The 15,680-nt window shown below is 34.5% G+C and carries 13 protein-coding genes; all 13 read right to left on the bottom strand.

Annotated elements, in window-relative coordinates:
• Positions 1 to 169: 169 nt before the first annotated feature.
• The 13 genes from CYO89_RS08050 to CYO89_RS07990 all read right to left on the bottom strand — a co-directional run bounded on the left by CYO89_RS08050 (position 170) and on the right by CYO89_RS07990 (position 15,679).
• Complete coding sequence (locus tag CYO89_RS08050; protein ID WP_021089483.1) at positions 170 to 691, bottom strand: Hcp family type VI secretion system effector; 522 nt, start codon at positions 689 to 691, stop codon at positions 170 to 172.
• Positions 692 to 755: 64 nt separating this feature from the next.
• Positions 756 to 1,673 carry a hypothetical protein gene (locus tag CYO89_RS08045; protein ID WP_021089466.1) on the bottom strand — a complete coding sequence of 306 codons (918 nt, stop codon included), beginning with the start codon at positions 1,671 to 1,673 and terminating at the stop codon, positions 756 to 758.
• Between the two features lie 9 nt (positions 1,674 to 1,682).
• Positions 1,683 to 5,171 carry a type VI secretion system membrane subunit TssM gene (gene tssM, locus CYO89_RS08040; protein ID WP_103597901.1) on the bottom strand — a complete coding sequence of 1,163 codons (3,489 nt, stop codon included), beginning with the start codon at positions 5,169 to 5,171 and terminating at the stop codon, positions 1,683 to 1,685.
• Between the two features lie 77 nt (positions 5,172 to 5,248).
• Positions 5,249 to 6,145, bottom strand: coding sequence for a type VI secretion system baseplate subunit TssG (locus tag CYO89_RS08035; protein WP_103597900.1), 897 nt, complete (start codon positions 6,143 to 6,145; stop codon positions 5,249 to 5,251).
• Positions 6,142 to 7,860: a type VI secretion system baseplate subunit TssF gene (gene tssF, locus CYO89_RS08030; protein ID WP_021086338.1), complete on the bottom strand. Its 1,719-nt coding sequence runs from the start codon at positions 7,858 to 7,860 to the stop codon at positions 6,142 to 6,144. Before tssF ends, CYO89_RS08035 begins: the two co-directional genes overlap by 4 nt.
• Complete coding sequence (locus CYO89_RS08025; RefSeq protein ID WP_012001091.1) at positions 7,860 to 8,249, bottom strand: hypothetical protein; 390 nt, start codon at positions 8,247 to 8,249, stop codon at positions 7,860 to 7,862. The genes tssF and CYO89_RS08025 overlap by 1 nt, the downstream gene beginning before the upstream one ends.
• A gap of 8 nt (positions 8,250 to 8,257) precedes the next feature.
• The gene (tssC, locus tag CYO89_RS08020; RefSeq protein ID WP_103565630.1) at positions 8,258 to 9,706 is read right to left on the bottom strand and encodes a type VI secretion system contractile sheath large subunit; all 1,449 of its coding nucleotides are present in this window, start codon (positions 9,704 to 9,706) and stop codon (positions 8,258 to 8,260) included.
• A 2-nt stretch (positions 9,707 to 9,708) separates the two neighbouring features.
• Positions 9,709 to 10,194 (bottom strand): type VI secretion system contractile sheath small subunit, encoded by a 486-nt coding sequence (tssB, locus tag CYO89_RS08015; RefSeq protein WP_012001089.1) that lies wholly within the window; start codon positions 10,192 to 10,194, stop codon positions 9,709 to 9,711.
• Positions 10,195 to 10,274: 80 nt separating this feature from the next.
• Positions 10,275 to 11,558 carry a type VI secretion system domain-containing protein gene (locus tag CYO89_RS08010; protein WP_103597899.1) on the bottom strand — a complete coding sequence of 428 codons (1,284 nt, stop codon included), beginning with the start codon at positions 11,556 to 11,558 and terminating at the stop codon, positions 10,275 to 10,277.
• Positions 11,559 to 12,323, bottom strand: coding sequence for a type IVB secretion system protein IcmH/DotU (icmH, locus tag CYO89_RS08005; RefSeq protein ID WP_021086306.1), 765 nt, complete (start codon positions 12,321 to 12,323; stop codon positions 11,559 to 11,561). It lies immediately after the preceding gene.
• 9 nt (positions 12,324 to 12,332) lie between these two features.
• Positions 12,333 to 13,727, bottom strand: a complete 1,395-nt coding sequence (tssK, locus tag CYO89_RS08000; protein WP_103597898.1) for a type VI secretion system baseplate subunit TssK — start codon at positions 13,725 to 13,727, stop codon at positions 12,333 to 12,335.
• 1 nt (position 13,728) lies between these two features.
• A complete protein-coding gene (gene tssJ / locus CYO89_RS07995) occupies positions 13,729 to 14,196 on the bottom strand; it encodes a type VI secretion system lipoprotein TssJ (protein WP_087583804.1) in 468 nt (155 codons plus the stop codon).
• 115 nt (positions 14,197 to 14,311) lie between these two features.
• The gene (locus tag CYO89_RS07990; RefSeq protein WP_103597897.1) at positions 14,312 to 15,679 is read right to left on the bottom strand and encodes a thioredoxin reductase; all 1,368 of its coding nucleotides are present in this window, start codon (positions 15,677 to 15,679) and stop codon (positions 14,312 to 14,314) included.
• Position 15,680 lies beyond the last annotated feature (1 nt).

Here is a 15,680-nt window from a genome sequence, read left to right as displayed (position 1 = left end):
ATTTGCTTCGTATGAATATAAAGATGTTATGAGAAATATGATCATAATTAGGTGTTTCATATCGCATTTCACATATCATGGTGTTTTAAAAGATAATGATAAAAAGGGCTCATTTGTGTCCTTCCAACGAGAAGATTGATATCCCTAGGGAGGATCCCTAGGTTATTTTTTAAGCTTTTTTAGTAGCTTCTCTCCAGTCATCGCTTCCGCTTGTACCTGCAGCTACGTGCTCCCAAACTATCTTTCTATAGTTCATTGAAACTTTAAAAAGCTCAGTTTTGTCGCTGTTTAGCTTGTCTTGAGCATTTGGGCTTACTAGAGTGATATCTGTTATAGTTGCATCTTCTAGTTTTGTAGTAAAGAAGTGCTCAGCACCACCGCTAGTTGATGTTCTGTACCAGTAGATCTCAACCTCTGGAAGTCTCTCGCCTTGAGTTAGTGCATTGTAAAGAAGTGGAACAGCTTTGTTTAAAGATGTTGTAAAGCTAAATGGCTTATGTACTCTTTGTCCTGATGGTTGGCCACTTTGTGGATCTACTGGAACAGTTACAATGTGAGAAACCTCTTGTGCCATGATCTCATCTTCGTGACCTGACTGATAGCGATTACCGATACTAGCTTCTGTTGAAGCACCACTTGAGATAAGTCCTTGAGTAGAACCTTTCACCTTAATATACACTGGTTGTGACATATTTACTCCTATTAAAAAATTTGGTTATTTTAACTTTTATTAACTTTCTATTTTATTAAAAACATTACTTTTTTAACATATAGCTTTCAAGTGCTTTATGTAATAAATAATTAAACGCCTCTTTATCTTCTTTGGTGCTTTTTGTTACAGCACCAGAGAGATATTTGAAAAATGAATTATTCTCGACTATATCGTACATTTGACTATATAGCTCTTTGCAAATAAGCTTAAGCAAAACGGCATTAACAAGCGTCGTATTGTCGCTTAGAGGCAGCGTTTTTATAATTGTATCCATATCTTTTGTATTTAACGTCCTGCTCTGCTCACTTATAGGGCTCATGTTTGGCTGTACTTTTATGCTCTCAACTAAATTCATCAAAAGCTCATCCATACTTTTTGCTGTTAGCATCCTTTGACTATTTATATCTTCTTCATCGAAATTTTGAGCGCTCTCATTTAAATTTAAAGGTATATCATGAACATTTTCATTTAAAGTGATATCTTTTTCTTCATCTATGAGAGAATTTATCTTTGGCTCTTCTTTAAAATCAACATTTGAGATTTTCCCAACTGGCTCAAATTCTTTATTATCAAGCTTATCAAAATTTTTGGTGTTTTCTATGACCTTGTGGGCTTTACCGACATATTCGTCTATCCTAGAAGGATCTATAAATATAAATTTAAGCTCACCTATCCTAAAAATATCTCCTGGATTTATCACACTTTCATAATCATCAGGCAACTTCGAATAAGAATCGCTATAAAATATCTCGCATCCTTCGTATCCACAAATGGTAAAAACGCCCTCTTCAAAGCCTATATGAGCGTGCTTTGAAGCTATAGAACCACTTGTATCGCTGCACGGAAATTTAACCGTATCTAGCGAGCCTATGTCTCCGCCGTTTTCATCAAAAATGACATACTGCGCCAAAAAGCTCGAAGCTTTATCGAAATTTTGTATAACCGCTGCTATTTCTTGCATATTTTTTCCTTAATAAAGCATCTTTCTTGGTAAATCAATCGTTGGTATGATATTCATAAGCTCTAAAAGTTCTCCGCCATTTGGAGTAACTTCAAAGCCAAAATATGACTCTTTTTTACCATCAAAGTTAAGCGTGCTAACGCCAATGCTGCTGAAATTTGAAGCTTTTAAGAGCTTGTACCAGCCCCACTCGCCATCAAAGCTGATCTCTTTTTTATCGCTACCTGCATTTGAAACTGCATTAAATTTAAACTGTGTTGAGATATCAAAGCTTTTACTTGAAACAAGTAAATTTGATGGGATCGTGTGATCATACGCCAAAGAGTTATTTGCGTAGCCTATATTTATGTGGCTGAAATTTGCCGATAGGTCAACCGCTTTTAAGTTATAGTTTAGTTTTAGCTCGTCATTTGAGTCAAGCATCAAATTTGAAATTCTATCGATATAAGCGATATTTTCAAGGAAACTTTTATTAAATCTTAGCTCTTTTGCATATTTTGGTCTTACCTTATAACCACTGCCTGTTTTGCTTAAAATTTGTTTTAGATACTTATCATAAAAGCTATTCCAAGTTCCGTCTTTGCCAAAAAATCTCTTAAATTCTTCGATGCTAACAGCCTTTGCTGAGTTTTCATTAAATGGATAATAAGGCTTTATAAGACTTTCAAAGTCGTCAAGAACATCATCTTTATAAGCTGTTGCTAAAAGCGATGAAGCTCCGTTTTCTACCTGTTTCCAAGCAAGCTTTGATAGCTTTTGATAGTACTCATTTAGCTCATCTGGAAGCTTTTTAGCGTCATTGTTTAGCACGATAAATGGATCATTTTCGTTTTTTATGCCATTTATCGCATAAACTATCTTATCGTCACTGCTTTGAAGCATCTCAAAGTTATAGTCGCTAACTTTTTTATATACATTTGTGACGTCATTGCTGATAAGATCTAGCGATCCGTCAGAATTTAACGCATGATAGTTTGTAAATTTAGTGCTAAAGTCTGTAAATATACGTTTTATCTCACTTGAAGCAAAGCCTAGAGAGTAGATGTATTTTAGTAAATTTTCATCATTTAAATTTGTATTTTGATTAGTTAGTTTTATAAGAGAATTTAGTGGGTTTTCTCTTTTTGACAAAATTTCAAGCTCATCTATGACCTCTTTTTTAGTAGCAAATTCATTTGGCTCGATCGCTCTTAAAATTTGGTTCCATTTATCAGCATAGTTTTGCAAGTAAAGCTCTACAACTGCGATACTTAGCTCTTTTTTCTCATTTGAGCTGATATCTTTTAAAGATGAGTTGGTATCCATTAGCCACGACTCGATGCCTGCGGTCTCATCGATGTTTGAGCTAAGTTTAGCCAAGAAGTCTCTTAAATTTTCTTTTGTATAAATTTTATTAAATGGATTAAACGCCTCTTTTTCTTGAACTACTTGGTTTAAATTTTCAACCTCTTTTTTGATGTCGTAGAATGATTTTTCATCTTTAAATGATATAAACTCAAGTATCGAGTAGAGCCTTTTTGCTCTTTGAACAGGTGTTAGCTTGGTATTTGCTGCACTTTGGGCGCTCTGATCTGCTGAAATGCTTAAATTTTTAGCATTTAAAATAGCTTCGATGTGTGCTAAAAACTCGTCCTTAGCAACACCATATTTTTCAAATTTATCCCAGTTTGCAGCTATCCAAATTTTAAATAGATCTACATTTGTATAGTTTTTATCAAAAAGTGAATCATACATATAAAAGGCTTTTATAAGCTTATCTGGATCGCTCTCTGTTTTTAGGATATTTTCCATCTCAGTTAAAACTGTATTTTTGAAAAAGTCAGCGCTAAGGTCGTAATAAAGCGCTTTAACAGGCGTAAAACCTTTATAAGAGGTATCAAGAGTGATGTACTCAAATTTAGTATCACCGCTAAAGATCCTTGGATAGTCGTTTAGACTTTGTTTTAGCAGATTTAAAAGCTCGATCTTTTGTGTAGCGGTAAGATCTTTATACTTTTTGTTATCAAGATAGTTTGAAATTTTATCTACGTTGTTAGCCGCAATTTGCTCTTTTGTATTTTTGATATTTAAAATATAACTAGAGCCAAAATAAACTCCCACACAAAGTGCAGCCACTAGGGCGAAATTTATAAATTTAATAAATCTATTTTGAGCGCCAAATTTCGTTACATTTGCTTTAAAAGCGATCTCTTTTAAAAATGATTTTACAAAATAGCTTTGTTTGCTGTAATTATTTACCGCTCTAAGAAGTGGTTTTTTGATGCTATATTTATCACAAATTGTATTTGTAAGATAGTTTATAGGGATGTTTTCTTGATATGCACTTACAAAATAAACTCCGTTTATAACAGATGTGTTTTTAAGGGCATTTTGAGAGCTTAGCTTTGTAACAAAATCTTTTACCAGCACGAAGAAATTTTCAAGCTGTTTTAAGAACAAATATGAGCGTTTTTTATCTTCTAGCATGTGCGAGATCGAGTTTTTGCTCATTAGGTGTTTAAATAGTGAGTCGCTTAAGCCCTTAAGCTCTGTCTCAAGTGTTTGGGCGGTGAAATTTGAGTCTAAATTTATACCAAGTGCTTTGTTTGCCACGTCTTCATTAAATAATTTAAAATAATCACCCATACCATCTATAAGATCAAGCTTACTAAAGACCACATAGATAGGAAATTTAATGCCAAGGTGCTTCTCACAGTCATTTATCCTCTTTACCATATATCTTATAAGCTCGTCAAAATACTCTTGAGTGCCTTCTAGAAATTTTTTCGTATCGATGATAAGCACGGCGCCGCTTAGTCTTGAGTTAAAGTCATTTCTCTTTAAAAAGTGTAAAAACTCGTTCCAAACGCCTTTTTTAAGTAGATAGTCTCTGTTTTTCTCTACATCATCTTCAGGAAGCTCTTCTGTCGCAGTTGGCTGATAGAGGCTCTCTTGCGCAAAGTGAATGCCCTCAGTATCTAATAGTGCTCCAAATTTTGATACATAAAGGTTAAAATTTGTCGTACTTTGGTGTATCTTTTTATAAGTATCTAGGCTATCAGATAGAGGAAATTCGATATTTGAATAGTTTATAAAAGCACTTTTGCCAGCGCCCTCGTTGCCTATTATCATTATTAATGGCAATTTTTTGAAATTTATATCTTTTTTCCAAGTCGTTTTGGCGTCTTTTAGCGAAAGTAAGAAATTTCTCTTTGCTTTGCCAAAACTATCCATTGACTCTTTTTTTATCTCTTTTAGTTTGTCGTTTTTCTCATCTTTGCGTGATGCAAAATAGTTCATCAGCGGTCTAAGCAAGACAAAAAACAATATAACTGCCCAAAAAGCAACTAGCACGCTAACTCGTGAGCTAACGCTAGCAAAGCTGTATATATCGTTAAATGCTACAAGTGGGGCATAGAGCCAAAACAAAACACTAAGAGCGATAGAAGTTACTAAAACAACACTGTGTTTAAACCTAAAAAATGTGAAAAATCTGCGTAAGTAGTCGATAAATGCCATAGCTGCAAATCCTTTTACAAATAAATATATTTCTTTTATGTAATTATATCAGATTTTTTTGATTTTGGAGTTAAATTTTATGAACAAAGTCTAAATTTTATAAAATTTGACATTTTTTTATCATTTTTAAGCCTTGAACCAAAGCCAATTTGACTACTTGTATATTTTGACCCAAGCTTAAACTGCATCTTGTGAGAGTAATTTATCTTCAAATATAAATCAGAAACAAATTCATCATTAGTAAAATAAGAAAGAGTCTCTTGAAGCTCTTTAAATTTATCTTTTTTGGGGAAGAAATTCACAGCCTCTTCGTACTCTATGCCGTTTATAAAGACTGCGATCTTAGTTTGTTTTTCAAAAAGCTTTTTGCCAAGGATGAAATTTTTACCAAGTGTCCTATTTTTATGGCCTAAAGAGTTTAAATTTGATGGAGCTATGAAAATTTGGTTTGGCAAATTTTCAAGTATGAAAAGCTTATCTTTTAGTCCAAAGTGGCTCTGAAGCGCAAATTCAACCTCTTTTTTTGGTCTTCTTTGGCTAACCGCAAGTGGCGAAAATGGCAGAAATTTCTTTGCCAGTAGCTTATCTTTTATATTAAGCATATCAAGCAAGATCTTTGAAATTTTATCATCAAGCTCATCTTCAAAAGATCTTGCGTAGTTTTTTAGACTAATGCTGTCAAAAAATAGCCAAAGCAAGTAGTTGTCAAAAAAATCAAAAAATAACTCATAGCTATTGTCATTAGTCTTTGAAATTTTCTCTAAAATGTAGCTTGTTAGGTGCGAGCCGCTTCCTAAAAGACCCATAAAATTTACAATTATCTTTGTAAGCTCCTGCTCATCTAAGCTCTCGAGCTCTTTGATCGGGTAGGCAAAACTCGAGCTATTTTTTAAAAATATCTCGCTCCTATCCCTATTTTTTAGGATATTCTTTATCAGTTTAAAAAAAGAAGCTTGGCTTATCTCTTCGCTCATACTAGCTCTTTCGTGCCGCTTAAAAACCCATAATCAAATAAAATTTTACTCTTTACACACTTTATCTTAAGCTCGCAAAATGAGTTAATAGAAGCAAATTTTGATAAAAACTTAGCCAAATTTATACCTAAAACATAGACATTTCCAAGGCTTTCAAACTCGCTTTCATCTATATAAAATATACAAAGCACTCCTCTTTTTGCAAAGCCGCCATCGACCCTGTGGATCTGTTTTGTCTTTATCTCATGAAGTGAGCTAGAAAATTTCTTCAAAAACTCATCATCAGGTAGCATAAAGGCATTAAGCAGTGCTAGAAAAGAGCCCTTGTTTAGTATGCTTTGATAGCTAAATGACAAGATACTAACTAGCCTCCAGAGTAAATTTCCATCTACATTTACACGTTTTACGCTAGTTGGGATAGTTAAATTTTTGGTTACTACACCTTGGTGATTTTGGATTTTGTTTATCTCGCCTAGTTTTAGATTAGTTGGTAGATCGCCGTTACAGCAAAGCGTCTCGATGCTTACGGTCTGCTCTTTGGTGTCATTTTTAAAAAATGAAATTTCTTTGTAAGAGTTTAGCTTCATATCTATTTTGTTGCTTACAAAGTAATAATCCTTTGATCTTTGGCTATTTAAAAACTCAAACCTCTCAAAGCTTTTGTAGTTTTTAAGTATCCTTTTTTCATTATTGCTGCTGTGAGCGACGACCTTTGTGATAGAGACTATCTCGTAAGCGTTTATGTTTGAGCGGTCGATGAAAATTCTATATTCGCTTCGTTTGTTGTTATTTTGTATAGGCTCAGCACCTTTGGCAAACAAATTTATCGCTGGCGTGGCAAAGAGAGAGAAATACTCTAGCCTTGGCACGTAGCCATTTGGCATATCTTTTGAAAAGACAAATTTGATGTTAAAGCTTTTTGCGTCAAATCTTTTTAAAAAACCAAGTCCGTTTATACGGATGAAATTTAGTTTAGATGAAAAATACGAAAGCTCTTTTATAAGCTCAAATGCCTCAAAACCAAACTCATCGCTCTTTATCAAAGCTTCATCAAATTCATCCAAACTAAGCTTATCAGCTCCAAGTTTTATCTCCTCATCGCTATCTTCAAAGCTTATGACTATAAATTTCAAGTAGTTTTTTAGCCACATCAAAAGAGTTGAAGAGAAGTATATGTTATCGCCAAGGTATAAATTTAAAAAGCTGGTATCAAGCTCTTTGGTGCTAAGTTCATCTTTGGTGATAGATATGTTTAAATTTAAAAGATAGTCGCTTTTGTTGTTTGACATGAAAGCTTTTGATATCTTTAGTGGAAGCAAATTTACGTCATATATCGTCTGGAATTTACAAGCCACGCCGTTTATTGGTTTTGACTCTATGATGCTGCCTTTTGGTATAAATTCTTTTTTCTCTGAAAAGTCATCTCTTAGAGCAAATTCTTGCATGCAAACTGAGGGGAAAGGATTTGTGTAACTTGGCATTAAGATATTTATCAAAGACTCAGCTATTAAGGGGATATTTTCATCTAGCTCTTGTCTAATCCTTGATGTCAAAATAGCCATATTTTCTATGATACTCTCAACATCAGGATCTTTGCTCTTAGTATCTAAAAATGGTGCAACTTTTGGGAAATTCTTTATAAAAAGTGCTCTTGTTTCATCAAGATACGCCATCTCTTTTTGAAAATAAGCTAAATTATTTTCATTATAATCCATTATAAAATCTCACAATATCTATTGTTTTTAAAAATAACCTTTAGCAAATACTCTTTGAAATTGTCGTTTTTATGCTTATAGTTTATGTTAAAGATGATGCGCCAAGGCTTTAGCGAGTCATCATAGCCGATAGAGGTTATCTCTATTCTATTTTCGTTTGAGGTGATTAGTTCATATATCGCCATGCCAAGTCTATGGCCAAGCTCGTTTATCTCAACCCCAACCGACCAAAGATCGATGATACTATCATTTAAACGGCCGTAGTTTCCAAGCCTTGAATTTAAGATAGTATCGATATGATCTTTGATGTCGCTGTCTAGGTCTTTGAAGTAGGGACGAAATTTTGACTCATCACTAAATTCATATAAAATTTTATCTATCAGCGACATGCTTAAATTTACTCTTTATCCAGCTTACCAACCAAAGAAAGCTCGAAATTTGCCCCCATAAATTTAAAGTGAGGTCTAGCTAGAAGCTCTATCTTATACCAGCCTGGCTCACCAGCTATATCGCTAACGATAACTTTTGCACTTCTAAATGGCCTTCTACTTCTTACATCAGCTGGTGGATTTTCTTGATCTGAGATGTACTGTCTTAGCCACTCATTTAAGCCACGTTCAACGTCACTGCGCTCTTTCCAAGTACCGATCTCTTCTCTTTGAAGTACTTTTAGATAGTGCGCCAAACGAGATATCAAAAATACATATGGAAGTTGTGTGCCAAGTCTGAAATTTGTCTCAGCAGCTTTACCTTCTGGAGTATTTGGGAAAACTTTAGGTTTTAGCACTGAGTTTGCAGAGAAAAATGCTGCGTTGTTACTATCACGTCTTAGCGTAAGTGTGATAAAGCCATTTTCTGCAAGCTCAAATTCTCTTCTATCTGTTATCAAAACTTCGGTTGGAATTTTTGTCTGAACGCTTCCGTAGTTTTCATAAGTGTAAGTTGGTAGGTCTTTTACAGCGCCGCCACCTTTTGGTCCGATGATGTTTCCGCACCATCTATAGTCCGCAAAACTCTCTGTAAGTCTTGTAGCAAACGCATAAGCGCCGTTGCCCCAAAGCATATCATCGTGCTTATCAACGCTTTCGCGGTAGTTAAAGCTTTTTATAGGATTGTCTTCTGGGATATATGGAGATCTAGTAAGAAATCTATTTACCATACAACCTGTATATTTTGCATCTTCGTTCTCTCTAAAAGTTCTCCATCTTGTGTATTGTGGGCCTTCAAGTAGGCTCTTTAGATCTTTTATGTTTTCAAGCTCGCCAAAGTTATCAAGTCCGAAGAATTTAGAAGATAGCGAAGTTAGAAGCGGAGAGTGGCTCATCGCTGCAATTGATGACATTTTGTTTAAGAAAGTCATATCTTGATTTGACTTATCTAGCTCATAGTCAGCAACTATCGCACCAACTGGCTCACCACCAAATTGACCATATTCAGCTGAGTAAATTTGCTTATAAAGTGTGCTTTGAGTTATATCTAGATTGTTTTCAAAGTCATCTAAAATTTCTTCTTTTGTTGCGTCTAAAAGATCGATCTTTACATTTTCGTTGAAATTTGTTCTCTCGACTAAAAATCTAATGCCACGCCAAGTAGATTCTAGCTCTTGGAAAGATTTATTGTGTAAAATTTCATCCATCTGAGCTGATAAAAGCGTGTCTATATGAGCTATCATCTCATCAAGTGCAAGCTTATTTATCTTCTCTTCAGCATTATTTGTTGTGATGACATTTGAGATAAACTCGGCAACTCCTTGCTTTACTACGCTATAACTTTCATCATCTTTTGTATATTTGCTCCTTTGCATTATGCTTTCAATGATAGGAGTTTTTACTTTAGTTTCAGACATTTTTATTCCTTATCTTTTTCGTCTTTAAGCTCTAAAAGAAGCTGTTTTCTACTATCTTCATCCTTAATAGCCTCTAAAACTGCTTTTCTAAAATCAGGCATATTGCCCATAGGCCCTTTTAACGCAACTAAAGCCTTTCTAAGCTGCAATAGCTTTTTTAGCTCAGGGACTTGGTTGATGATATTGTCTGGATTGAAGTCTTGAATGCTTTCAAAATTTAGATCGATATTTAGATCTTCGCTACCAGAATTTAGTCTATTTTTCACTGAAAATTCAGTATGAATGTCTAAACTTTTCATAACTTGATCGAAATTTATCTTATTTATAGAGACAACTTCGCGATCTTCAAGTGGAGTTTGGTTTTCACCAGTTAAATTTGAAACTACCATCAGCTTTAATGGAAGCTCGACATCTGCTTCTTGGTTGTTTGTTTTGGTTCTATAAACAATGTTTATACGTTCTTTTGGTGGGATTGAATTCTCTGCCATAATAACATCCTTTTTTTGAGTAAATGATTTAAGAATTATAATTAAATAAAATTAAAGAAGTTTTAAAAAAACATATTTTATCACAAAAATGTTTTTGCCTTTATATAAATATCTGACAAATAATCCTTAAGTTCGGTGTTTTCTATAAATTTAACTATTTGCGAATATACAACTTTCGCATTGTTGTCCATGCCTTGGATTGTAAAAATTTTGGACAGCTCTAACAAAAAGCTAAGCTCACTTTGCGAATTTGTTGTATATTTGCTTCTATCAAGGGCTTTTATCAGCTCTTCAAAGCTCATATCCTTTTTCATTTCGTCACTAGAGATAAAATTTGCACTCTCTTTTTTACTAAAAAATTTAGCACTCTCTTCACTGAAAAATGCCTCTTCGCTTTGAAATTTAAGCTTTTTCATATCTGGGAATTTTTCTATGAAATTTAAAGTCATACTAGAAACTAGCTCGCTTTGCTCGCTTAGTCCAGATGATCTTAAAAACTCACAAAATATCCTAACGCCATCTATCCAAAATGGATTAAGAGCTAAATTTCTTATAAATTTCTCTAAATTACCAAGGTTTGCTTCTTTCATATTTTTAAAAAGTAAGATCAAATTTTCATCAGGATAGCGTATCTGCGTCACTTGCTCGCTGCTAACTGGCAAAGCCTTGATCCTGCCCCACATCGCCTCAAAAACAAGTGAGTAAGCGGTCAAATTTTTTATATCATTTTTTAAAAGCGAGATGGATAAATTTACAAAATACTCCCTAAACTCTCTATCGCTAAATGTGCTAATGTCACTACTGCCAAAAGAGACACTTTGTGAGTAGCTTGGTTCTGCCTTTTGCGGCTGCTGCTTTGGCTCCTCTATTTTTTGAGTTTGCTCATTTTTCTCTTCTATATAAAGCATATCAAAGTGCGTGCTAAGCTCGCGTGAGAGCTCAGGTACAAGATCATTAAAAGCCCTTGCATCCGCTTCGTCTAAATTTATACCGTCCCTATGGGCTTGCGTAAAAAGCTCTATCGTTTGAGCAAATATCTTTTTTTTAGCAGGCACTTGCTTTTCATTTTTGGCTAATAAACTTGGCTCTTGTTTTAGGGTAGTTAGAAAAAATGAAAAAGCACTGATTAAACTTCTAAAAGCATCTTTGTCGTTTAAATTTACAGCAGAGATCGCTAAGAAATTTAAAAGCTTTACATCGAGGCTAAATTCGCTTAATGCCTTTAAAGACGAGCTATAAACAAAGTCCCATTTTATCGTATCGTGAGTCAAAGTCTTATACTTTGACATCTCGTCTATAAGGCTGATGTAGAGTTCGTTTTCTGAAAAGTTTTCGCTAAATTTGTTGAAAAACTTATCTTGCACTTACTTTTTGTCCATAAAATTTTCTATTTTATTGTTTAAAACGCTGTCGTTTTTAACGTTGTTTTGATCCATCGAGTAGGTGCTATATAAAAACGCAGCCGCGATAGCTGCAAGCGCTATAAGTATAAAATAAAATTTCAAATGCCTTAGTGAAAATATCTCAAAAAAGCTTCTCTTTTTAGTTTTTAAATAGCTCTTTTCAAATACATTTTCATCAGCCTTTATAAGAGGCGAAACGGCTGAGGCTATATTTTCACAAAGGTATGAAATTTTCTCGTTGCAATCTTCCTGCGCTTCGTATTTGCCCTTGTATCCAAGCACCAAACAAGCGTAGATAAACTCTAAAAAGTCCTTGTTTTTGCCAACATTTTCAAACCATTTATCCATGATGCCAAAGAATTTGTTGCCACCTAAATTTTCGTTGAAAAATCTTGTTGTTAAGGTGTTGTTCGCCCAAAAACTATTCATAAAAATTTCATTTTTAAGCAAGCTCTCATCGATGAAAACGCAAAGGCAATATCTAAGCCTAATGATGTCATCCTCTTCATAAATGCCTAAATTTGAGATCTTTGAAGTGGTGCTTAATATATCATTTATCAGCTTTTCACGTAAATTTTGCATCTCGCTTTGTGAAAAATTTTGTAGTTTTGATACTCTGTTTGCCAAAAGAAGCAGTGGTAGCACATGATCTAGGGCAGGATTTGCGCCAAGTCCTAGAAGCTTTGTCTGGCTTAAAACTGAAATGTCATTTTGATTTTCACTCATTTTTTATCCTTATAATAAAGCCCACATCTTAATGTCAGCGTTTGATAAATTTGCTGTTATATAGACGCTAATAACGCTTTGATTTGCGAAGCTTTTGAAAATTTCATCTTTTTTATCGATCTTGTAGTAGATATAGTCATTTAGCTTTGGCAATGTACTAGGTATAGCTGAAATTTGCTCTACGTTTATGCCGCGAAGCTGCGATGATACGATACTTTTGATGTTTGATTGGGTGTGGATTTTGCACTGCTCTTTGAAATTTTTAAGCAGGTACTCATTTTTTGTATCGCTATGGATAGCAAAGTAAATTTCTGAGTTTTCTATGATGCTTGGGTTATCAAAGACGCAGTCAAAAAAGCCGTGATTGTTTTTGACGATCTGTGCCATGACGTATTTTGGCGACAAGATATGCGAGAACAAAAGCCTAAGATTGTTTATTAACGGTACGAAAGTTTGACTTAAGTTGTTGTGATCATAAGCTATAAATTCGCTAAAACTATCATCGTGACTTAGAGCTAGCAGGTCAGCTTGAAAATCAACCAGCTTTTCATATAGATACTCTGGATGAATTTTGTCTCTTTTGAAAAGATATGAGAATATCAAGTGCCATTTTTTCAGCATATTTAGCGTCAAATATGTTGAAATATCAAGCCTATTTTTCGCCTGATCTATACCGCCTAAAAGCCCAGTATAGCTCTCTTGATGCTGCTTTGTAGCAAAGCTAAACTCATCTATAAAGCTAGTGATGAAAGAATTTTTACTGATATCGATGCAGGTTGGGATAAATTTCTCATCTAGCGTTATTTGTTTGTTTAGATCTATATTTTTTATCCTGCAAATAGGCACGCTAAGCTCATAAGGCGTCTTTGAGCCAAGCACTCCTAGAGCCGATCTTTGGCTTGCCAGGATCAAATTTTCTTTATCTTGCGTAAAAGCAGACGAAAGCTCAAAGTCGTCTTTGTCATCTAGCTCGTTCAAGATATCGTTGCTAGCTTCATCATGCACTCTTGAGCTAATGAGCGCTTGTTTAGCTGTAAATTTTAGATTTGGCAGGTTGTTTTGCAAGCTAACATCAACAAGTCCTGAGCTAACTGGTAGCTTTAGCACTATGACAGCAGAATTTAGCTCGCTAGGGCTTATCTCAAGAGGCTCTGGTAGGTCGTCTTGATCTGGGGCGTTATATATCGTACCATCTTGTGAGATGCAAGAAATTTTATTGAGCCCTATCTTGCCTTGAAGCAAAAGCTCGCTTGAGATCTCAAGCTCCAAAACTCCATATAAATTTGATAAAGACGAGACGGTTTTTAGGTTTAAATTTCTCTCAAAATACCTCTCTTGCTGCTCGAAATGAACCTTATCAACGTTCATCCCGTTGTACCAGACAACTTTTAGTTTATCAGACATTTTATTTGCTTGCTTGGATCTTAGAGCTGCTAGCGTCTATGGTATTTACGCCATTTTTAGTTATCTCAAAAACTATGTTTTTCTCTTTTGCTTCTTTTGTTGATTTGTAAGCTTTGATATTTGTCTTGCTTTGATCAGCATAAAGCACCAAAATGCCTACGTATGGCACTTCGTCTGGATCGACATTTGTAAAAGCGTATCTGTTTGTGTTTGGCTGAATTTGCGTTTTTATCGAGTCTATCTTATCTTGACCAAGTATGTCGCCATTTTTCTCAGCTAGATCAACTATGCTAGCTTGCTGAAATTTTGCCACATCTTTCAGCTTGTAAGCGATGATAGTCACTGGTACGTTGTCACCGTGGTAGTTTAAGTTTGAATTTGGGGTGTTGCTTATGATAAGATCTTTTGCACATCCTGCGATAAATAGCATAAAAATTAAAGAACAAAGAAATTTAAACGTTTTCTTCATGGTTTCCTTTACCTCACGTTAATAATATTATTTTTATGTAATTCTATCTAAAATTATTTTAGAAAAAACTTATTTTAAAATCAATGTTCTTAAATAAAACTTTAATGAGCGTTAATCAATCCTTTATATTATGCTCTTTGGCATAGCTTAATATCTTTTGCCTAAGATCTTCTGGGAAGCTATCTCTATACATCACTGGTGTTAAAGGGTTTAGCTTTTTATCTAATTTACCAGCCTCATATAGTCTTGTTAGCTCTTCTGGTGTGTTGTAGTATGGTGCATTTGGATATCCCTCTGGTGGGGTTAGGGACATTATTTTGGCTTCTAGAAGAGCAGAATCGATATAAAGAGAAAGATCTTTTTCACTCCATCTATTAGGGAAAGCACCTTTGCCATATTCCTCTTGAAATTCACTCATGTGACTTTTAATATAATTTACAAATTCTTCTCTAGTAGTCTCGTTTGCATCAAGATCTCTAGGGTCAAGAAGCTCGCCTTTATCTTCTACTAATTTCCTTAAGCGTTTATGAAGCGAGCCATCTGCATTATTAATGACACCCTCTCTATTAAAATCCATCACGAAATAGCTCCCTACTATCTCATCAAGATAAGGCATCATTCCATATTCATCTAGTGGGGGATTTTTAGCTAGTTTCCTAAATTCTTCAGCCATTTGTAAATTTTTGTTTAGACCTACTAAATAGGTAGAGTATTCAAACATGTCGGCTAATGCCTCTAAGGCTCCGTCTTGACCAAGCTGGGCTGATAGAAACATTGATTGATATGCTCTTGCTTTAAACCCTGCATAACCTAATCCAACTCCTCCTGAAAATCCAACAGTGCTTCCTAATACTCCAGCACATATATTCCACTCTGCTGCAAATAATTCTGATTTTAATGTACCTTTGTGAGCATTTACTTCATCATAAATTTCAGCATATTCTGGCTTTGTTAGTTTGCCATTACTATCTACTCTACCTATTGCATCATCTGGGATATCTATCATAGTACATTTTAGATTGCTTCTTTTTACTAGATAGATATATCTATCTCTTTTATCTTTTAAACTTTCATAGTAGGCTTTTTCTGATTTAGTCCAAGGAGATAGTTTATTTGAGCTTGCTTTATAGCTAATGTCTAGCCATGGTTTAAATGATAGATAGTCTGTTTGACCTAGAGAATTTGGTTTAGGGTTATAGTATAGTGGTTTATAGTTTTTATATGGAGATGAGTCTAGGATGGAGCGAGAGTCAAGGACTAGCTTGGCTGCAAGATCTGGAGCTAGTTGCATATTGGGATTTTTTTCAGCGACTATCAAATTTGACTTTTTATCAAATTCTATCTTATCTCCATTCGGAGCTATAACCGTATATGTATTAGTATTATCCATTGAATTTCCTTTATCTTGTAATTTTCCTTTGCCTATTACCACTACTGCTGTGACTGCTAAGATGGCTAAAGTTATAAATATGATCTTCTTCATA

Origin of the sequence: Campylobacter concisus (assembly GCF_002913765.1) — a bacterium.
Lineage (GTDB): Bacteria > Campylobacterota > Campylobacteria > Campylobacterales > Campylobacteraceae > Campylobacter_A > Campylobacter_A concisus_BB.
Note: the sequence above shows the minus strand (reverse complement) of the source record. Positions and strands in the feature narration are given on the sequence as shown.